Below are 20,742 nucleotides of genomic sequence, written 5' to 3'. Positions count from 1 at the left end.
TGAGTCATAATATATGTTGATTTACTAACGCTTATTAATCTATTGAACACCATAGACAGAGGAACTCTCTATTCGGCATTATATTTAGTTGGCCTGTTGAAACCTCAGTTTAAAAGATTATGAGCGTTCCGCGCGTTTGATCCTTGAAATCGAAAACCCCTACTCGACCAGCGTAATTGATTCTTTCCTCTAATTTTTTGTTACACTCGATTCCTGCAAACTTGGTCGGTTTATCCTAAAGATTGAAATATCATGATCGGTTTCGCCCGACACGGCTAATTGTGATAAAATTTCCCCTACAACACTCGCAAACTTGAATCCATGTCCTGAAAACCCGGCAGCAATCGATATATGGGAGTGTTCCGGATGTTTATCAATAATAAAGTGACCATCTGGGGTTCTTGTATACATGCAGATTACTCCATTCTTTAACGCTCCGGATGCTTTAGGCATGAACTTATCCAGGAACTCGCGTATATGGCCTTCGTCGTTTGCATTGGATCCGAATTCACGGTTCATTGTATCCGGGTTAATGGCATCAACATATTCATGCCTTCCTACCTTTACTCCACACCCACCAAAGCTTGGAAAGCCGTAATATATTGCTCTGTTTTCACCATTTGGAATTTCAACCATGAAAGTGGGAAAGGCGTTTGCATTAAATAATGATTCATCAGCTTCAAACCAAGCCACAGGTTGACGAGTCGGAATAAGTGGCAGATCAAGACCAACTTTAGATGTTATTTTTCCACTCCAAGATCCGGCACTAATCACTAACTTATCGGCGGTAAATGCACCTTTTTCTGTAATCACTTTCACAGAATCATCATACGCTTCAATATCTCTAACCGGGTCGTTTATTGAAAATTCGGCTCCATGGTGTTCCGCTAAATCTCGATAAGCCTGGATACAATTTTCGCTAAATAAGAATCCTGACTTTGGCTCATAAAAGGAATCATAATCATCGGGAATTTGCAACCCTGGATAATGTTCCTTCAGCTCTGCCCCAGTATAGTGTTCAACTTCCAGATTATATTCTTTTCCACTGGCAATCCCTTCATCAATAAAGGGAGCATCTCCTTTTTTACCAAACCCCATGGCGCCAGTTTGCATGAATATTTTGTGATGTGTCTTTTTTTCTAGCTCATCCCATAACACTTGAGAGCGAAGAGCAAGCGGAACATATTCTCTTCCTTCCCCGTAAGCATGACGAATAATTCGGGTATCACCATAGTGACTGCCCTTATCATGCGGCGGATCAAAAGAATCAACAAGTAATACTTTAACTCCTTGTTTTGCTAAATAATACCCAGCAGCCATTCCCATTGAACCAGCACCAACTACTATCACGTCATAATGTTTTGTCATTCAAATTCCTCCTTGTATATTATGTTTAGATCTGTTTTTTTAGGTCTTTAAAAGCTAGATTTGCACCTAAAATAAAATATTTGCTCACCTTCATAATACATCCGTTATGATAAGCATAAAATAGTTTCTTCTTTAACTTATTTTATCCCCCTTCAATTAACCTTTTTGTTCTGAACGTTTTAGTTTAAAAGGCGCGTAGATAAGAATGATCATTAGTAATAAACCCAAATAACCTACAAGCGTATAAAACTTAGATACTAAAGTAGTAAATCCAACAAAACTTAAAGCAAATCCAATTGCTAAAGCCATGATGGTTGCAATATTCGACTTATTTGTACCCATTTTAAAAAATCTAGCAATAAAACTATAAAACATACCAAGAACTGAATTGAAGATCATTCCAAACAAAACAATAGAATACAAAAATGCAAGTAATGGCGAAATATCTTCAACAATCTTCAGTAATGGCAAGTCGAATGATGCAACGACATTTACTTGGGAGAAAATTGCTAAGTGGGCAAGGGTAACCATGATTCCTATACCAAGTCCGCCGAGTAACCCGCTAATTGCTGCAATACGTGAATTTTTTTCTGCCCCACCTATAACAAATGTCATTGAAACTCCCAAAGCCACGCATAAAGAAGCATAGTTTACTGCGGCTACGATCCAGTTAGAAAATGGTTTGTCTTGACTTTCTGCAATTGGCTTAAGCTCTGCAAAAGACATCTCCATCGTGCTTAAACTGTAAATAAAAATGAATATAGCAAATAGAAGTAAGAGTGGTGTAACACTTGCAATGACAGAAATGACTTTTTCGACCTTAAGCATCATAGAAATTGCAACAATAACAGCCATTATTAAACTGCCAACAAAAACTGGTAATCCAAACTGTTGATTAAGCGTAGATCCTGCACCAGCCATCATAAGCACTCCGGTACCAAATAAAGTGAATATAATGATACCGTCTATCACCATGCCTAGATGACGACCGCTAATTTGATAGATGGCTGTCCTATGTGATGTTGCCCTCAGACGGCTCCCAACATTCGCCATAATCATTCCCATATATGCTAATAAGGCGGTTGCTAAAATTGCTGCATAAGTGCCTTTATGGCCGAAACTTGTGAAATATTGTAATACTTCTTGCCCTGATGCATAACCAGCGCCTATAACAACCCCTATAACAGCACCAGCAATTTTTAGTATTCTAAACATAAATAGTCCCCTTATAATAGAATATAGTCATTCTTGTTTCAGCCTATCTTCTTTTAGAACAAGAATATAATGCTCACCCCGGGTCGCGTCACTACTGGTTCATGAAAACGACCGCTCTGTATTAAAAGTGATGCCTTATTTTCCCGCTATGACTCCTTTCAAAAGTCAGTATTCTTTATAGCTAGAAAACCTGGGCGTCCCGGAGTATGTCACCACCATAAACTACTACTATGTGATTATATTATGTTTTTGGAGAACTGTGGCACTGATTTTTTGTCCAAAATATTCAATATTCCATTCCGTATCGTTTTCCAAAGCCTTGGGATCTAACAAGGCAGTGACAATTCCCCTTCCCAGACTGTAGCTAAAGCCTGCACTTGTGACAAAACCAGCTGTTTTTCCATTGTTCATAACAGGTTCATGGCCCATAACTACCTTATCCGGTTGATCGAGAACAAGTGTTGACGATACGAGATTGGGACCTTTTTTACCACGTTCGATTAAAGCTTTTTTTCCAATGAAATCTTTCGTCAGATCAATCCATGCATTCAGATTAATCTCGTATGGGTTATGCTCACTCCAAAAGTCTTTTCCGTACCTTAATGTCTGTGATTCAATACGCAAGCTTTCAAGGGCACGGTCTCCAACCGCAATTAGCTCATTGGCCTGCCCTGCTTGATAGAGTACATCCCAAAGTGGTAAGCCTTGATCATTCGTAGTAAAAAACTCCCAATACTCCAAACCACATTTAGAGTCGAATGCTGCTAGAACCGGTATATTGTTGATATAAATTTCCTTCACTTGTTTCGCTTCCCATGCGCCTTCGGCAAATACTTGAGGATCAATGGACTGCATGACATCTCTAGCCCCTGGCCCTATGATACCTAGACCGCACGTGCTTGCTGTTTTATCCTGGATGACTATTTCACCTGATTTCCAGACATGTTTTTGTATCCAGTTTGCTTCTACCGCACTTGTACAAAGAATAATGAATGTTTGATTATCTTTGCGAATGATTGTGATTTTATCTTTAATTCCTCCTAATTCATGCAGCATTAAAGCATTTGTCATACTGCCGATAGAAATATCGATATTGCTTGTTGTAAGTGTTTGTAGAAATGTAAGTGCATCTTCACCACTGATTTCCAGTCGTTTATTCATTGCCGTTACATCATATAGGCCGGCATGTTCTTGTATATGCAGATGTTCCGCTTCAATAATCGGTGACCAATAGCGCGCTTGCCAGCCGTCGCGTTTAATAATCCTATTTTCATACCTTTCAGTAAGTGATTCATTAGCTTCATACCATTGTGGCTGTTCCCATCCTAGACTTTCATTAAAAAAAGCCCCCAATGTCTGCTGGCGTATATAATATGGGATGATCCGCATATTGCGTGATGTGGCAGGTGTCTCAAACGGATGGTGAATATCATATACCTTTTCATAGTCTTCTTTTGAACGCGGTTTATAATAAGTCGGACTTTGCGCATAAGAATCAAAACGATTAATATCGCACAGTTCCAAATCAAGGGTTGGAGCACCGTTTATAATCCATTCAGCCATTTGTTTACCAACACCCGCTGAGTGTGTTATCCAAACTGCTTCAGCAACCCAAAATCCTCGTATTTTTTCTGATTCACCTAATAATGGCATTCCATCCGGTGTAAACGAAAAGATTCCGTTTATCCCTCTTTTCCGTCCTGCCTCTTTTAGTCCAGGTATTAGATTTTGCGCATCTTTCCAGGGCTTGCCAAGAAAATGTTCGGGTGTAAACGGCTTGATTGACGGCATATCCGCACTTTCACCATATTTAGAAACCTCACTTATCTCAATAGGTAATGCTTCATGTTGATAAGAACCAATTCCTATGCTATTAAACACTTGGCGATAGTACATGGAACTATCCAAATCCCTAATAATTGGAGATGTTACTTCTTCCGACTCTCCAGCTAACTCAGGTATATCATTTGAAAATATATATTGGTGTGCAATGGGCTGAAGAGGAATGGTTACACCTGCCATTTCTCCTATTTGTGGCCCCCAAAAACCCGCACAACAAATGACCAGGTCTGCTTCAAAATCTCCAATACTTGTTTCTACTCCTTTAACTTGATCGTCTATCATGTTAATCCCGGTTACTTCTGTATTACCGTAAAACTTCGTACCACAAGACTTAGAGAAATCTGCCATTCTGTTTATAGCACGAAGGGGCTTAGCAATTCCATCTGTTGGTACATACAATCCTCCTAGAATCGTATCCGGATTAATAACGGGATTCTTTTCCTTGCATTCTTTCGGCGAAAGTACATGTGCCTCTATCCCCCATGATTTCCCTGCCCCTGCCTTCCGCTTTAAATCATTTAGACGTTCCGGTGTTCTAGCTAACTCTAAACTACCCACTGGATAATAAGAAGGCCGTTCTCCGTCACCCAACTCTGTAAAATCTGCAACCGTTTGTGAAGCAAATGCTGTAAGCAATTTCGAAAAATTAAGCTGTGCAACAAGTCCTGGAGCGTGAGAAGTCGAACCCCCTGTTTCAAACAGAGGACCTTGATCGATGACTGTGATATCTTGTTGGCCCATTTTGTTTAAATAATAAGCAGTACTACATCCAACGACACCAGCACCAATGATCACAATTCTTTTTTGTTCCATAATCACCCATCCCCATTTTTCTGAATAACAATGACAAATTTGATTGCTATCCAACATATTTTGTGATTCTTAATTCTGTTCATATCCACGGTTGTTTTGTAATTTTTAGTTACATGTATATGCAACCGTTTCCAAATCGAAATAGCACTTGCTGTTATTTTTCAATCCCGAATAGTCATTTAAAATTTCATCGTAAACCAAATCACAACTTTTATTTCCAATATTACAACTATTTTCATTTGTTGAATATTTAAAATTATTTTAAAACAGGATCGCCTTATTGTAAAATGATTAGAAAAGATGGCTTATATCACGAAAACTGAACGGTGGTAATTTGAAGGAATATCGTACAGGGAACCGTGGAGCCTATTTACCATACGTCAACTAACGCATCCCTCCGAAATTTATTGATATAGATTTTGCTTAAAACGACTATCAAAAATATTTTAAAATAATATCTTGACATCAGCCTGGGTTTCTAATATATTTGCGTTAAATAAAATATTTACTTTTAGCAAAATTAGGATAACTCTTGCGCAGAACTTAAAATCATCCACTGTCTGGCTGTATTCAGAATTTTATGTAACCGATTGCCACTACACTGATGGGAATAAAAATGTTACCGAAGTGTTTGTTCAGAAGCCAGAAATATGAAAAGGACAATGCGGCCTAAACTTTAATGATATATTATGTGATGCATAGGCACAACGCGTGTATGTCATCATAACCTGTAATGTATGCGCTTTATTAAGCAATTGATTTTCAGTTCAGAATTAAGAAACAATTTTTAATACGTAAAGGGGGTATGATACGCGAAATCAATGATACGGGGCTGATATCAAAATTTCACTAGTCGCTTATGGGTGGTCTGGGGTGTTACCACGTTTCTGATAGATTGAACGTTTGGGGTTCCGGTGGCGGTGGCAAGTGCCGAATTCAAATGCCGATCATTCAGGAAAGTACCGTTTACGAGATTGGGAATTATATTCCTTTATAACGAAAAGGAGGAAATCGGTATGGCTATTGAAGAAACACCTGTATCAAAGTTCAAAACGTCTAATGATCTCGAGGAAGGGGGCGCGCAAAGACACGTCCCGACCAATCTGCGTCAAAGCGGAGATAATGGCTCACGCATGCTTATATCGCAAAGAGTGCGCAAGTCTCCATTCTGGCACCTTTCCGAAGAAGCCGGGGCATGGTGCTATACGGTTTACAACAACATGTACCACCCGCGTGCCTATGTCCCGATGGAGGAGGGCGGTCTCCTCAAGGAATACGAATATCTCACCGAACACGTCACGCTTTGGAATGTAGCGGTAGAGCGACAAATCCAGGTGAAAGGCCCTGATGCCCCAAAGCTGGTGGACTTGGCGATCACGCGCTCAGTCGATAAAGTCAAGACAGGAAAAGCACGCTACGTTATTTTATGCAATGATGAAGGCGGCATCATCAATGATCCGGTTCTTCTTCGTCCGCATGAAGATGAGTTTTGGTTCTCTTTATCCGACAGCGACGTGTCGCTGTGGCTTCAGGCGCTTAATATCATGAACAACTTTGATTGCACCGTACGCGAAATCGATGTGTCTCCCGTACAAATTCAAGGGCCAAAATCAACATCATTCATGGTCGATTTATTTGGCAAGCGTATTCATGACGTTCCTTACTACGGGCTGATGGAGGGGGAAGTGAACGATTGCCCCGTCATCGTGTCCCGCACGGGTTTCTCGGGTGAAGCAGGCTTTGAGATTTATCTCTATAATGCCAGTATCAACGCCGAAAAGTTCTGGTATCCTCTCCTTGAGGCGGGTGAACCACATAATCTAAAAGTGATTGCTCCAGGCCATATACGGCGGCTTGAAGCGGGAATCCTTTCCTATGGACAGGATATGGACCAAGAGACCAACCCATACCAAGTGGGCTTAAGGTGGCAAGTGGATCTGACCAAAGACCACTTTATCGGCAAAGAAGCCCTAACCCGCATTGAGAACGAAGGTGTTACTAAAAAGCTAGTCGGGCTGAAATTCGGCGGCGATAAAATCGATTGGTATCCAGCAGATTTCTATATGGTCTACGCAGAAGGCGGCGCGGAGCCGATCGGCTATGTCACCTCTGCCTTCTATTCGCCGAACCAGGGGTGCAACATTGGTTACGCAATGCTGCCCAACTTATTCAGTATGATTGGGACCAAGCTTGAAGTACACCTGCCCGAACCATACGCCATCGGACGTGTTCCGGGGGAGGTTGCGCAGACGCCGTTCAAGCCTTCTGAAAACCCAGGGACGGGATATACCCAAACCGGCCGAAAGCTTGAGACGTGATAATATCTAGTGCAGTGGGTCTGTTTGCAGACCCACTGCACATATATTTCGCTGCCTGAGAATTGAATCGCTTGTAAGGCATTTTGGCCACTGATCGTTAGAGAAATTGACAAAATCATGACGGCTCTATTACAGAGGTCATGTGGCTTTCCTTATATTGATCATATTAAAAAGAAAGTAGGGATGACCATAATGGATCAGCAATCTTCAGCGGCTCTGTTCAACCAAACGGGGGGCCCCCGCTTTGAGCTCATACCCGCTAAGGATATCGTTGAACGGGCCACTGCGGCACTTCCTTCCCATGCCACGTTGACAATCACCTGCTCACCGACGAATGGGATCGATGCTACGATCGACAAATCAATTGCATTAGCACCACATTTCGCTAAGGTTATTCCCCATATTGCAGCGCGGATGATCCGAAGTGAAGAACATCTTAATACGGTGCTTGATCGCCTCGCTGATCATGATATGCACGAAGTATTTATCATTGGAGGGGATCAGGAAAAACAACTGGGTCCGTATGATCATGGCCTTGAATTAGTGCAGTCTTTGGCTACACACGAAAACAGGCCGCATCGCATCGGTATTCCTGCGTATCCGGAAGGTCACCTGCATATCGAGACAGAAACACTCAATCAGGACTTTGCAGCAAAAGCCTCCCTTGCAGATTATGCCGTGACACAAATGTGCTTTGATCCCGAGCAGGTCCTTGCCTGGCTGCAGCAACAGCGCGCATCCGGTCTTCGATTGCCGTGCTATCTGGGCATCCCAGGTCCCGTGAAATTGGATAAATTACTTCGCATCGCCCCCCGTATCGGTGTCACTGATTCACTCCGCTTCCTCAGAAAAAATCTGAAGTTGTCGAGGAAGCTGATGCGCGGCTATGATCCTGGCGATTTGGTAAACGCCTACACCCCGTACTTAAATGAATCAGACTTTTGTATCGCAGGCTTTCACATTTACACGTTTAACGAACTGGACACCCTTAAAAAAGTGGGAAGTGTATAGCCATACCACATATGACGTACAAGCCTATCCGTTTTTTTGCGCCTGTCTCATGAAACGCTACGGCTATCCAATTCATCTCCAGTTCTCAGAAGTCACTTGATTTATCCCCTTATGTCTTTGACCATACAAGTAATCTCATACCATAAACATCTGGTATGAGTTTACTTGTTTTGTACAATTTGTACTATCAAAATATGGCTGATAATGCATTATTTGCTATCGTAATAGCATGCAAATCACACGTACCTGTTCAGGTCCCCCCCACTGCACCTCTATTTGTGCAGACTTTATAGAACCCCACCTGAACAGTTACCGCTAAATAAGGTAAACTCATCCTTTCAATATGAATAGTGGCTGCTATCACAAAGGTGAATATAAATAAATTAAATTACTAGGAGCCTTGGACAAAAGTAAAAATTATCAACTCTATAGACGAATGATACACCGTTTAGCGGAGGAAATATACGTAGACTCCAACGGGAGGAAAGGCATAGGTGAGACCCCGGAGTGCGTTAGCACGAGGAGGCTCACCAGCCGCCCGTGGAAAGCGAAGTATATTTCCTGAGCGGGTTTTAAATAACATCAACTTCGGAATTCCCTTTGATTATGAAGCTTTTATCTAAAGCCCCTAGGTATATTACTGCAATAATTAAGATTTGTTTAATATTTAAATATATTATAAAATAAAATTGCCTTATTGCATAATGATTAGAAAAGATGTCTTGTATCATTTTCACTGATTCATTGAAAATTTATAATCGAATCGAATTATTGGAGGGGTTCCAAATGGAAATTAAAGACTTGCTTATTTTTCAAAGCGTTGCACAAAATGGAAGCATAAGTAAAGCAGCAAATGAACTAAGTTATGTTCAATCCCATGTAACAGCTAGAATAAAGTCATTAGAGTCAAATTTGCAAACCCAATTATTTCATCGACACAGTCGTGGAACAACATTGAACTCAGAAGGGAAAAAACTTTTATCTTACACTGAGAAGATTTTATTCATGGTAGACAAGACGAATAAAGCATTCCAGGATTCTGACAACCCTTCAGGCTCCCTTGAGATCGGGACAGTTGAAACCGTTATGAAACTCCCAACGATTTTATCCAACTATCATAGAAAATACCCCAACGTAGATTTATCACTAAAAATTGGTGTGACAAAGGATCTTATCAATCAAATTTTGAAATGTAAACTGGACGGTGCCTTTGTTACAGGATTTGGTACACACCCGGATATGGAACAAGTTGACGTTTTTCAAGAAAAATTAGTTTTAATATCTGACGTTAATAAAAACACCCACTTTGACAACATAAAAAACAGGCCCCTTCTCGTTTTTAATTCGGGTTGCAGTTACCGTGAACGCTTAGAAACCTGGCTTCGTGATGAGGGGGTGTTTAATGCGAAAGTGATGGAATTCGGTACATTAGAAACGATTTTGGGAAGCGTTGTATCTGGGCTTGGAATCAGCCTAGTCCCCCAATCTGCAGTCAGCCATCTAGAATTAGAAGGACTCATACAATGTCACACCATTCCTAATAAATATAGTAACATTTCAACTGTGTTTATTAGGCGAGCAGACGCCTATTTAACAAACACGGTGGAGAAGTTCATCGAAACGATAAATGAATTCACAAATATAGGCCATCCTCCATTAACCAATCCGAGATTTAATGTTACAGATGATGAACCTATCCCTTTACAGAAAGATCATTAAAATTGGTATCATTTTTACAGATAACAAACATCAATATTAGCTATTTTACCTGATGAAAAACTAGAGCTATGATAGTGGTAACTAAAAAAACATCCTAGAATACTTTCCAATCCTAATGAAGGGAGAAAAGAAAATCATATCTACAATTATGATAATTTTTCATTAAACAGCGGTTAAAATGATAGGAGGAATAGATATGGTAGCCAACAAAGGTGTCGTCTATAAGAGACCAGGAAAGGTCGATGTGGAAGATATCGGTTTCCCAGAGCTCATTCTAAAAGACGGAGCTGGTGTTAACCCATTAAACGTTGGACGTAAATGTGAACACGGGGTAATTTTAAAGGTGATAACGACGAACATTTGCGGAAGTGACCAACATATGGTTCGAGGAAGGACGACCGCACCAAGCGGGCTAGTGCTTGGTCATGAAATTACGGGTGAGGTTGTGGAAGTGGGTCGTGATGTTGAATTTATGAAGAAGGGTGATATTGTATCGGTTCCGTTTAATATTGCTTGTGGACGCTGTAGAAACTGTAAGCAGCAGGATACACATATTTGCCAAAATGTAAATCCAGATCGTCCTGGTTCAGCGTACGGTTATGTTGATATGGGCGGATGGGTTGGTGGTCAATCCGAATACGTTATGGTTCCATATGCTGATTTTCAACTTTTGAAGTTTCCGGATAAAGATCAGGCTATGGAAAATATTCTTGATTTAACCATGCTTTCTGATATTTTTCCAACTGGATATCACGGAGCGGTAAGTGCAGGTGTAAAACCAGGTTCAATTGTTTATGTAGCGGGAGCAGGTCCTGTTGGTTTGGCTGCTGCACACTCGGCACAATTACTCGGAGCTTCAGTAGTAATTGTAGGTGACTTAATCGAAGAAAGGTTAGCACAGGCAAGAAGCTTTGGCTGTGAAACGGTAAACTTAAGAGAACATGCTAATCTTGAGGAACAAATCGAGCAAGTATTAGGGGAACCAGAAGTGGATTGTGCGATTGATGCGGTCGGTTTTGAGGCAAGCGGTCATGGAGAAAACGCCGGTGAAGCCCCTGCCACTGTATTAAACTCCGTCATGGGTGTCACTCGGGCTGGGGGACGTTTAGGGATTCCAGGACTCTATGTAACTGGTGATCCAGGTGCAGATGATAAAGATGCACAAGAAGGTTCGTTAAAAATCCGCTTCGGTTTAGGTTTTGCAAAAGCACATACATTTGTTACTGGGCAAACCCCAGTAATGAAATACCATAGAAATTTAATGCAATCCATTTTAAGTGGCAAGGCGCAAATTGCGAAAGCTGTAAATGCAACGGTCATTTCTCTGGATGAAGCACCTGCAGGTTATAAAGAATTTGATGGCGGCGTTGCAAAGAAATTCGTTATTGATCCACATGGTTCGTTAAGTTAAATTTTTAAAATAAATTAACTTACTATTTCAAATTGGGAGGAATTTATGATGTGTAAACTAAATTTAGAGGTAGCTGAGCAACTTATTAAAGCTGCTGAAAAAGAATCTAAAGAGATTGATGTTTCTATGGTCATTTCCGTTTTAGACGATGGTGGAAATCTGGTGGCAACACATCGCATGGATGACGCTTGGTTAGCTAGTATCGACATCGCACCAAATAAGGCATGGACTTCTGTCGCGCTGAAAATGCCAACATCTTCCCTAGAGGAAGCGGCTGTTCCAAACGCTGATTTATACGGACTAAATACAACTAATGACGGGCGAATTGTGCTTTTCGGCGGCGGCTTTCCGTTAGAGAAGGATGGGAAAGTTATAGGAGCTGTTGGTGTTAGTGGCGGTGCTGTTGCACAGGATGTTCAAGTTGCCCAAGCAGCAGTAAAAGCCTTTGAAAACCTGGAAAAGTGAGTGCTTAATGGCAGAAGTAACCGTGACACCAAATCGCAATCAAGTCTAACTAATTAATTTTAACAAAAACAAAGTGTTGAGGTCCTTACTATAAGGACTTCAAGGCTTTTTAATGGATTGATTGACCTTTACAGGTTCAATAATTCCAAGTTTTTTGAGTGTTTCAATCGTATCGTCATTGTATTTGTTTGATAGACTAACTGATGTATCTCTTTGTATAGAATGTGCAATTTATAAAATACTCTCTCAGATTGGTAATTCCCTGCCGCTTTTTTTATATAGTTTGTTAATGGGCAAAATTACCATTTATTTATTTCAAGTAAAGTTCTATAATACCAAGTAAATTATACTACAACGTCCAAAACTGCATTCTCACCCGTTTACTTTACTTAACCCATTTTGTGGATACCTTCTGATAGTATACTCAACTTCAATATCAACATCTACAACATATAAGTGTGAGGCGTGAGTGATAAATAACTATGTATCATGTAGACTGAAGACCATAATTTTTAGATTGGTTTTGAAAGATGTACAAATATATAATTACTTACATTCGACAAATAGCGGAAAGTAGGCACCATAGCCATAATAGTTCCATATAATGCAGACATTGACTTAATTCTTAGGAGAAAACTGTATTACAAAGAAGTTCATTAATGATCCACACGGCTCGTCGGGGTAATTTTTTTTAATGTAAATTATCTCATTATTTTAAATTGGGAGGAATTTATAATGAGTAAACTAAATTTAGAGGTAGCTAAGCATCTTATTAAAGCTGCTGAAAAAGAAGCTAACGAGATTGATGTTTCTATGGTCATTTCCGTTTTAGACGATGGTGGAAATCTGGTAGCAACACATCGTATGGATGACGCTTGGTTAGCTAGTATCGATATCGCGCAAAATAAAGCATGGACTTCTGTGGCACTGAAAATGCCAACATCTGACCTAGAGGAATTGACTGTTCCGAACGCTGATTTATACGGATTAAATACAACCAATGATGGGCGAATTGTGATTTTCGGCGGCGGCTTTCCGTTAGAGAAGGACGGCAAAGTTGTAGGGGCTGTTGGTGCCAGTGGCGGTGCTGTTGCACAGGATGTTCAAGTTGCCCAGGCAGCAGTAAGAGCCTTTGAAAATCTAAAAGTGCGGTATAGTAAACAGAAGTAACCGTGGCATCCGAGTCGACTCGTAATCAAGTATAACTAATTAATTTAGCAAAAACCAAAACGTTGAGGTCCTTACTATGAGTGACTTCAACGTTTTTTAATGTATTCAAACTCTGTTGGTTTACCTCTCACCTTCAATTTCAGCTATTACACATTCAAGAAATACACACTAGAACTTTTTTACCTCGAATACCTAAGTTTCGCATTTGTTTAGTAAATAACGTATGATTAATACCCGTAGAGGTCTACAACCGTAACTTTAAGCTTGATTTTAATGATGTACAAATCTATACTTACCTACATTCGACAAATAGCGGGAAGTGACAGGCACCTCAAATGAAAGGAGTTTACCAATGCACACAAACTATAATCTTCCTGAAAATATATCTGAAATTTTGAAGTCAAGTCAACGAACTGGCGATAATACATTTCAAGAATTAATCTCGCAAGGTGGTTATGTTCCGCCTCATATCGATCTATTAATCGACGCAATTTCGGCGCTTAGCATGGGGAAAAATGTTTTACTGAAAGGTCCCACAGGCGCTGGAAAAACAAAGTTCGCTGAAACACTATCGAACTTATTCCATCAACCCATGTTTAGTGTCAACTGCTCGGTCGATCTTGATGCAGAAAGCTTAATGGGATTTAAAACACTGGCATATGAGCAAGACAAACAAGTGATTGAATTTGTGCCAGGTCCCGTTACGAGCGCGATGAAAGATGGAACCTTCCTCTATATTGATGAGGTTAATATGGCCAAACCTGAAACTTTGCCACTTATTAACGGTGTTCTTGATTACCGAAGAACAATTACCAATCCATTTACTAACGAAATCATCACAGCGAAAGAAGGCTTTAATGTCATTGCTGCGATCAACGAAGGTTATGTTGGCACTGTCCCATTGAATGAAGCATTGAAAAACCGTTTTATCGTCATTGATGTGCCATATATTGAAGGAGAACAATTAAAGGAATTGATTCAATCAAATACAAGGTTACAGAACAAAACTACAATTGACTTATTCGTCACCTTGTCCACGGATCTCGTCCGTGCTGTGTCTCAAGGAAAACTATCCGAAGATGCTGCATCCATCCGTGCGTTGCTCGATGCTTGTGATCTAAGTGTTCTTATCCCGCCCAGACGCGCGATTCTAAGAACAATCGTGGATAAACTGGATGAAGAACGCGAGAGAGAATTTGTGAAAAATTTAGCAGACACATTGTTTTAGGCTCTTTTCATAAGGATTGTTGCTTTTAGCTCTTCTCAGTTGATAGGAACTGCGACATTATGTGCAATACTCGCCGTCCGGGATCGTTCCGGGCTGGTGAGATAATTCGTTTTGAATATTGCTTACGAATGTTTTTTAGCGGTAGTAACCAAAACAATAGCGAAGGAAACACACGAAGACTCCTGCGGGAGCAGAGGCCTAGATGAGACACCGAAGTGCGCTAGCTCGAGGAGGCTCATCAGCCCCCCGCGGAAAGCGAAGTGTTTCCGGAGCGGTGGATTAACAAGCATATCAAAATATGTCGCATTTTATATCTTTCATACCAAAGCAACCATATTTTAGAAAACAGCCTTATTTTAAATTCCGAAAAATGCAAACTTGATCTGAGAAAGGAGGATCCAAGAATGAAATACAATCGCTGGGATGATTCCAAGATAGATACCGACCTTTTTCTACAATTACAAGACTTATCCACTATATTATCGAATAACCCTGATTTAAAATTTGAATATAAGTATGGCTCGTTTATTGATATAAGCGATAAAAAAGTGACCGGCAGCCATTTTTGGGATATTAACAGCCAGGAGAAGAAGGAAAATGGATATAAAACGGATGTGTTTTTACGAACGATTGGGACATTAAAATATTCCCATCTTCCCATCATGAAAGCCTATTTAAAAGAGACAAACCAATCAAGCCTGTCAAGATTTGCTACTCAACTCTTTACCTTGCTAGAGGATTTACGGCTGGAAGAAATCATAAAAAAGAATCGACCTGGTACAAAAAAAGATTTCGCTACTCGGACAAATTACCTGAAGCACTACTTTCAGACACAATTAACTACAAACGTGACAAAAAGCTACCCGCTCGATGAATTGTTTTGTCTCATCTATTTGGTACTTCAGGCCGATAAACCAGACCCTACTTTTCCAAGAGCAAATGAGCAACAGCTTCTGCGTTTAGAAAAATTAAAACCGCTGATTTACAGCTCATTTGAAGCAAAAAGCACAAATGATACAACAAGGATTGCGGAACAAATCTTGATTCAATTAGAAGAGGCCTATTCGGATATGATCAATGTCTATTTTTCCTTTCCGATTGCTCATATAGAAAATTATGAACGAAATACATTATTTGACGAGTTAACGCGTACAGATGAACTGGCAAATGACGATCAGGAAGATGTCGATAACGAGAATAATGAATATTTTGATGAGCAATTTTCGACGTGGCATACAGAAAATCAAAACAATGACAGGAAGCAAACTTTTCTGCAATTTGACTTAGAAGTTGGCACAAAGACAAGTATCATGGGCGGTGGAGCGAGAGAAACGGAAGATGGGGATCAAGCTATGGGAACGATTCAAGGCCAATCTGGACAAAGTAAAAATAATGACTACTCGGAAAGCGAATCATTGGAGAAACAAGGGGCATCCGAAGGAAATCAAACAAACAAACCTGTGTATGGCGAGGAAAATAAACATGCCGTTGCGATTGTAAAAAAGGCCGAGTCACCATCTAGGGAGGATCACGTCACTTACCAGAAAGCTGTCAATACAATCCAATCACACAAACGAAAACTCGCTTCAACCATAGAAAAAGTCCTAGAACATAAAAGGAATGCGCCACGAAAAGATTTAGTCATGGGTCGCCTGTCGAAAAAATTACTTCCTGCTATCACGGACGAAAATCCAAGGTTATTTTATAAGAAAAACGAAGAATCAAAAGAAATTGATGCCGTCTTCACCCTGTTGGTAGACTGTTCCGCTTCCATGCACAATAAAATGGACGAGACAAAAAAAGGAATCATTCTATTTCATGAAGTATTGAATCAGCTGAAGATCCCCCACTCCATTATCGGTTTCTGGGAGGATGCAAATGACGTAAAGGAAAGTTATCAACCAAATTACTTCCATAACATCCATTCCTTCACAGATTCCTTTTATCAAAACAGAGGAGCTAGAATTATGCAGCTTGAGCCAGAGGAAGATAATCGGGATGGCTTTAGTATACGCATCATTACAGAGGAATTAGCAGCCAGAAGAGAAAAACACAAATTCCTGCTCGTTTTCTCAGACGGAGAGCCAGCTGCAGCAAACTATGATCAAAATGGAATTATCGATACGAATGTCGCTGTATCTGAAGCACGTAAAAAAGGAATCGACGTCATTGGCATGTTCTTAGCAGACGGGGAAATCGACGAAAGAGAAGATCTAACCATGAAAAACATTTACGGAAAAGAACGTTTAATGATACCAAGTGTTGACGAATTACCCGAACATTTCGCACCACTATTGAAGAAATTGCTATTGCGGACGATCTAAGTAGCATAGGGACAATTCTTTTTCTTCCCCGGTTGTAGCACAAATTCAGCATGCGTTGGGAAGCACGCAAAACTCTTATTGCCTTAAAAGAATGAAGTCGCGTCCTCCAGTATAGAATGATATTATAGATAACGTTAAAATACGTGTGTAGGAGTTTGTTCAAAAAGTCCGGTAAAAATGACACGTCTAGGGGGAGCTTCTGCTAAAATCGCCCAGGTCCTGTGGGCAACGCAGAAGTCACCACATCCTGTGGAAGCTCGTTGGCTTGTTTCTCCGCTGCTCAAAAACTACGCCGCCTTGAACTTCTCGGTCCTTTTTATCCTCATTTTGAACACGCACTGTAAAACACACTTAAAATAAATATCATACATATAAGGGGGAAACAGGATGGCTGATCATACATTTCAACTTATTGCAATTATTGTTTATTTAGCTGCTATGATTGGAATTGGCGTATATGGATACCGCAAAACAAGTAATCTGGATGACTACATGCTTGGCGGTCGTAAACTGAATGCTACAACATCCGCACTTAGTGCAGGTGCCTCAGACATGTCACAATGGTTATTGATGGGACTACCTGGAGCGATTTATGTTTCAGGTCTTGTAGAAGCATGGATGGGTATTGGGTTGCTGATAGGTGCATGGGCAAATTGGTTATTGATCGCACCAAGACTTCGCGCTTACACACAGGTAGCAAATAACTCGATTACGATCCCAAGTTTTTTTGACAATCGTTTTAAAAATAACTCAAAAGTTTTACGAATCGTATCAGGGATTATTATTTTACTTTATTTCACATTCTATGTTTCATCGGGATTGGTAGCTGGTGGGGTTTTCTTTGAAAGTTCGTTTGGTTATAACTATCATACCGGTCTCTTAATCGTTGCATCTGTGACAATTGCTTACACATTTATTGGAGGCTTTCTAGCCGTAAGTGTGACGGATGTCGTTCAGGGAACTATGATGTTTTTGGCTCTTATTCTAATTCCCATTTTTGGTTTGTTTTTAACAGGAGGGCTTGGAGAAACTGCAAACACCATTAGAGAAGTAGACCCAACGTTACTTAGCTTTTTCGCCACTGCCACAGCAACTGGGGTTATCTCTTCCTTAGCATGGGGACTTGGGTATTTTGGTCAACCGCATATTATTATACGTTTTATGGCAATTTCATCTGTAAAAGAAACGAAAAAAGCAAGAAAAATTGGCATCGGCTGGATGTTTCTTTCCTTACTCGGGGCAGGTGCTACCGCTTTAGTTGGGGTTGCTTACTTTCAGCAAAATCCCGATGTTACGCTAACTGATCCGGAAGCCATCTTTATTTCATTAGGCCAAATTATCTTCCATCCATTTATTGCAGGAATAATGCTTGCAGCTGTCATCGCAGCAATTATGAGTACCGTTTCTTCCCAACTGCTTGTTACATCATCTGCATTGGTAGAAGATATTTATAAAGCGGTATTTAAAACAGATGCTAGTCAAAAACAGTTAGTAAACCTAAGCCGTATCGCTGTTTTAGCTATATCTTTCGTTGCTATGATTTTTGCCTGGCAACAAAATGAAACAATTCTCGGTCTTGTATCATTTGCATGGGCAGGATTTGGAGCTGCGTTTGGTCCTGTTATTATCTTAGCCTTGTATTGGAAAAAGTTCACAGGCGCCGGAGCACTTTGGGGCATGATTGTAGGTGCGGTTACGGTATTCGTTTGGGGAACCTCAAACCTATCCAGCTACCTTTATGAAATTGTACCAGGATTCTTATTATGTTTAATCGTAGGAGTTGTTGTTAGTTTAATGACATATAAACCAAACCAGGAAATTAACCGTGAATTTGATGAAACACTTGATATTGTTCATCATGAAAAATAGACTGACTTGTTGGAAATATTAAAAAAACGAGTTTGGAGGATTTCCAAGCTCGATTTTTTAGTGAGTAGTGTATTTTATATCTATGATTTGTCAAATTAAGCGAGACACCATATCTTTTCCCACATGTTCTATAAAACACTCAATTGATGTTTGATAATTTAATCATTTGGGCTATCGTCCTTCATATTCCTTGAGGGGATGACTTCTTTTCGGATGCCATTAAATTGATTTATCATATAGAATAGTTTGAGCAATACCAATAAAATACTCCGATTCATCAATGATATGTTTCATGACCACCACCGCAGTTGGGTTGGAACTTATTGGTTGACTCTCATCAATCAACATGTTGCAAAAAGCAATGTACTTCTGGCTTTGTTCAAGACAGTGATTGACAAGTTGAATCAAATCCTGAGTCAGTGCTTGAGAAAAATCTCCTTTCGTTCGTGTGGCTGTTTCCATGTACCGGAACACACGCCTGCGAGTCTCAGCTAATTCCTTTTCCCACTGTTCCAGCGCTTTAACATATTCAGGTTCCAAATCTGAAACAATCTCCCGAATGACAACAGTGTGCTCTTCCTCCTGCTCCTTCCAAAACTCGGCTTCGTCCAGTACGCGAAGAGGCATTTGTGTTCCGTAATAAAATTGCATATAGATCCCTTCCTTTCTTAATTGCTCATACTTAAAACCTATTTGAGAACTAGATTGAAAAGAACTGTTTTTTATTTTAAATTTCAAAACGGAAAGCACAAGGTCCGGCGCCTATACTGGTTATTATACATAAAAATCCCTGAACAAATCTTTGTTCTGGGATTTTTATGTATTCTATTTCGTAAAAAACCGGCTACCTGCAGTAAGTTCAGTTGATCTTATTCGTCACCTTGTCCTTCAAGCGCATCATTTCCAAGATAAGCTTGTAACATCCAAATATTTTTATCAAGGCTTTCTTTGTAGCCCACCAACATATCCTCCGTTACATTATCCCCTTCTTTAGCAGCCAATTCAATTGCTTTGTCTGTTCCATCTCGTATGGTGCGGTAATCATTTACTAGATTACTTACCATTTTTTCCGCTGGAATTTTAGTTTCATATGTTTCTTCGGAAATAGATGCATGCTCTAAATATTCTGCTAGTGTAGAATAAGGTCGTTCCCCGATTACGATTAACCTTTCTGCAAATGCATCGAAGTATTGATTAGATTCGTTATAAAGTTCTTCAAATTTTTCATGTAAAGTGAAGAAGTGCGGCCCTTGTACATGCCAATGATATTGATGAAGTTTTACAAATAATATTCCCTGGTTTGCAATTAAATGATTTACCTCAGAAGCAGCTGTTGCGTTAGGCTGATCGTGATTATGTTCAGTCATTTGTGATTCCTCCATTTTTTAGTTTCATATTGTTATTCCGCAGTATGTTATTAGAAAACGTGGCTTTCAGTGAATGCCAGAGCCCGCACTTATACATAGGAATGTCTTATACTTCTATTAGCTAAAGTTAAGTTCTGGCTGTATTCTTCATCCAATTGCTCCCTTCACTTTCTCTTTAAAATAAGCTACCTGTTTAGTGTTCCTGATAGATTCCTGATAGAAATCTAGCTTAAGCTATTCTGTCTATAACTTGTAATTATATCGTATACCGTTTTTAATTAAAATGATTTGATTTATATCAATTTTTACTTCTTTTTTCTTATAAGTGTTTTAGGAAGTGATCCTGATTGATTGGTGAAAATAATATCGTTTACTGAGATAACACTATCTTAGGATGTGGGGTCTAACGTTGTATTTTTCTGGAATCAAAGTATAGTCTCTTAAACTAGCACGCAATCTTTTCCAAGTTTGCCAAGACTATTTTCATTGTAGCACAAACATTCTATTTTCGGAAGTCAGATCACTTGAATAGCGCTCTACATACTCAATTTTTCCGTCGCACTTCATACAATCGCACTGATTTCACTTTCAATAGTAAGGTCTGGGTTGACCATCGTTACAG

General features: G+C 39.9%; 14 protein-coding genes. 9 read left to right on the top strand and 5 right to left on the bottom strand.

Annotated features, from left to right (window positions below; translation table 11 throughout):
* Window positions 1-189 precede the first annotated feature (189 nt).
* The 3 genes from solA to OLD84_RS07640 form a co-directional block, all read right to left on the bottom strand.
* Complete coding sequence (solA, locus tag OLD84_RS07650; protein ID WP_209462308.1) at window positions 190-1,368, bottom strand: N-methyl-L-tryptophan oxidase; 1,179 nt, start codon at window positions 1,366-1,368, stop codon at window positions 190-192.
* Window positions 1,369-1,524: 156 nt separating this feature from the next.
* Window positions 1,525-2,583, bottom strand: a complete 1,059-nt coding sequence (locus OLD84_RS07645; RefSeq protein WP_209462307.1) for a YkvI family membrane protein — start codon at window positions 2,581-2,583, stop codon at window positions 1,525-1,527.
* 228 nt (window positions 2,584-2,811) lie between these two features.
* Window positions 2,812-5,238 (bottom strand): GcvT family protein, encoded by a 2,427-nt coding sequence (locus tag OLD84_RS07640; protein ID WP_245301490.1) that lies wholly within the window; start codon window positions 5,236-5,238, stop codon window positions 2,812-2,814.
* Window positions 5,239-6,254: 1,016 nt separating this feature from the next.
* Here OLD84_RS07640 and OLD84_RS07635 point away from each other — a divergent pair.
* From OLD84_RS07635 to putP, 9 genes are all read left to right on the top strand, one after another.
* Window positions 6,255-7,556 carry a glycine cleavage T C-terminal barrel domain-containing protein gene (locus tag OLD84_RS07635; protein WP_209462306.1) on the top strand — a complete coding sequence of 434 codons (1,302 nt, stop codon included), beginning with the start codon at window positions 6,255-6,257 and terminating at the stop codon, window positions 7,554-7,556.
* Between the two features lie 192 nt (window positions 7,557-7,748).
* Complete coding sequence (locus OLD84_RS07630; RefSeq protein WP_209462305.1) at window positions 7,749-8,567, top strand: methylenetetrahydrofolate reductase; 819 nt, start codon at window positions 7,749-7,751, stop codon at window positions 8,565-8,567.
* A gap of 786 nt (window positions 8,568-9,353) precedes the next feature.
* Entirely contained in the window at window positions 9,354-10,286 is a 933-nt protein-coding gene (locus OLD84_RS07625; RefSeq protein ID WP_209462304.1) for a LysR family transcriptional regulator, read from the top strand.
* 196 nt (window positions 10,287-10,482) lie between these two features.
* Window positions 10,483-11,697: a formaldehyde dehydrogenase, glutathione-independent gene (gene fdhA / locus OLD84_RS07620; protein ID WP_209462303.1), complete on the top strand. Its 1,215-nt coding sequence runs from the start codon at window positions 10,483-10,485 to the stop codon at window positions 11,695-11,697.
* Window positions 11,698-11,745: 48 nt separating this feature from the next.
* A complete protein-coding gene (locus OLD84_RS07615; RefSeq protein ID WP_209462385.1) occupies window positions 11,746-12,162 on the top strand; it encodes a GlcG/HbpS family heme-binding protein in 417 nt (138 codons plus the stop codon).
* Window positions 12,163-12,897: 735 nt separating this feature from the next.
* On the top strand, window positions 12,898-13,332 hold the full coding sequence (locus tag OLD84_RS07610; RefSeq protein WP_209462302.1) for a GlcG/HbpS family heme-binding protein: 435 nt from the start codon (window positions 12,898-12,900) through the stop codon (window positions 13,330-13,332).
* Between the two features lie 352 nt (window positions 13,333-13,684).
* Complete coding sequence (locus OLD84_RS07605; RefSeq protein WP_209462301.1) at window positions 13,685-14,560, top strand: ATP-binding protein; 876 nt, start codon at window positions 13,685-13,687, stop codon at window positions 14,558-14,560.
* Window positions 14,561-14,964: 404 nt separating this feature from the next.
* The gene (locus tag OLD84_RS07600) at window positions 14,965-16,884 is read left to right on the top strand and encodes a vWA domain-containing protein (RefSeq protein WP_209462300.1); all 1,920 of its coding nucleotides are present in this window, start codon (window positions 14,965-14,967) and stop codon (window positions 16,882-16,884) included.
* A gap of 387 nt (window positions 16,885-17,271) precedes the next feature.
* Window positions 17,272-18,753 (top strand): sodium/proline symporter PutP, encoded by a 1,482-nt coding sequence (gene putP / locus OLD84_RS07595; protein ID WP_209462299.1) that lies wholly within the window; start codon window positions 17,272-17,274, stop codon window positions 18,751-18,753.
* A 219-nt stretch (window positions 18,754-18,972) separates the two neighbouring features.
* Here putP and OLD84_RS07590 read toward each other — a convergent pair whose 3' ends face one another.
* Together OLD84_RS07590 and OLD84_RS07585 are read right to left on the bottom strand one after the other, a co-directional pair.
* The gene (locus OLD84_RS07590) at window positions 18,973-19,404 is read right to left on the bottom strand and encodes a DUF2935 domain-containing protein (RefSeq protein WP_209462298.1); all 432 of its coding nucleotides are present in this window, start codon (window positions 19,402-19,404) and stop codon (window positions 18,973-18,975) included.
* 218 nt (window positions 19,405-19,622) lie between these two features.
* Window positions 19,623-20,120 (bottom strand): Dps family protein, encoded by a 498-nt coding sequence (locus OLD84_RS07585; RefSeq protein ID WP_209462297.1) that lies wholly within the window; start codon window positions 20,118-20,120, stop codon window positions 19,623-19,625.
* Between the last annotated feature and the right edge of the window lie 622 nt (window positions 20,121-20,742).

Source organism: Virgibacillus natechei (assembly GCF_026013645.1).
GTDB lineage: Bacteria > Bacillota > Bacilli > Bacillales > Amphibacillaceae > Virgibacillus_L > Virgibacillus_L natechei.
This window is presented reverse-complemented; position numbering and strand designations above follow the sequence as displayed.

Excerpts from the sequence above, each read along its gene's own strand:
- solA (WP_209462308.1), bottom strand. The coding sequence starts at position 1,368 with ATGACAAAACATTATGACGTGATAGTAGTTGGTGCTGGTTCAATGGGA.
- OLD84_RS07645 (WP_209462307.1), bottom strand. The coding sequence starts at position 2,583 with ATGTTTAGAATACTAAAAATTGCTGGTGCTGTTATAGGGGTTGTTATA.
- OLD84_RS07640 (WP_245301490.1), bottom strand. The coding sequence starts at position 5,238 with ATGGAACAAAAAAGAATTGTGATCATTGGTGCTGGTGTCGTTGGATGT.
- OLD84_RS07635 (WP_209462306.1), top strand. The coding sequence starts at position 6,255 with ATGGCTATTGAAGAAACACCTGTATCAAAGTTCAAAACGTCTAATGAT.
- OLD84_RS07630 (WP_209462305.1), top strand. The coding sequence starts at position 7,749 with ATGGATCAGCAATCTTCAGCGGCTCTGTTCAACCAAACGGGGGGCCCC.
- OLD84_RS07625 (WP_209462304.1), top strand. The coding sequence starts at position 9,354 with ATGGAAATTAAAGACTTGCTTATTTTTCAAAGCGTTGCACAAAATGGA.
- fdhA (WP_209462303.1), top strand. The coding sequence starts at position 10,483 with ATGGTAGCCAACAAAGGTGTCGTCTATAAGAGACCAGGAAAGGTCGAT.
- OLD84_RS07615 (WP_209462385.1), top strand. The coding sequence starts at position 11,746 with ATGTGTAAACTAAATTTAGAGGTAGCTGAGCAACTTATTAAAGCTGCT.
- OLD84_RS07610 (WP_209462302.1), top strand. The coding sequence starts at position 12,898 with ATGAGTAAACTAAATTTAGAGGTAGCTAAGCATCTTATTAAAGCTGCT.
- OLD84_RS07605 (WP_209462301.1), top strand. The coding sequence starts at position 13,685 with ATGCACACAAACTATAATCTTCCTGAAAATATATCTGAAATTTTGAAG.
- OLD84_RS07600 (WP_209462300.1), top strand. The coding sequence starts at position 14,965 with ATGAAATACAATCGCTGGGATGATTCCAAGATAGATACCGACCTTTTT.
- putP (WP_209462299.1), top strand. The coding sequence starts at position 17,272 with ATGGCTGATCATACATTTCAACTTATTGCAATTATTGTTTATTTAGCT.
- OLD84_RS07590 (WP_209462298.1), bottom strand. The coding sequence starts at position 19,404 with ATGCAATTTTATTACGGAACACAAATGCCTCTTCGCGTACTGGACGAA.
- OLD84_RS07585 (WP_209462297.1), bottom strand. The coding sequence starts at position 20,120 with ATGACTGAACATAATCACGATCAGCCTAACGCAACAGCTGCTTCTGAG.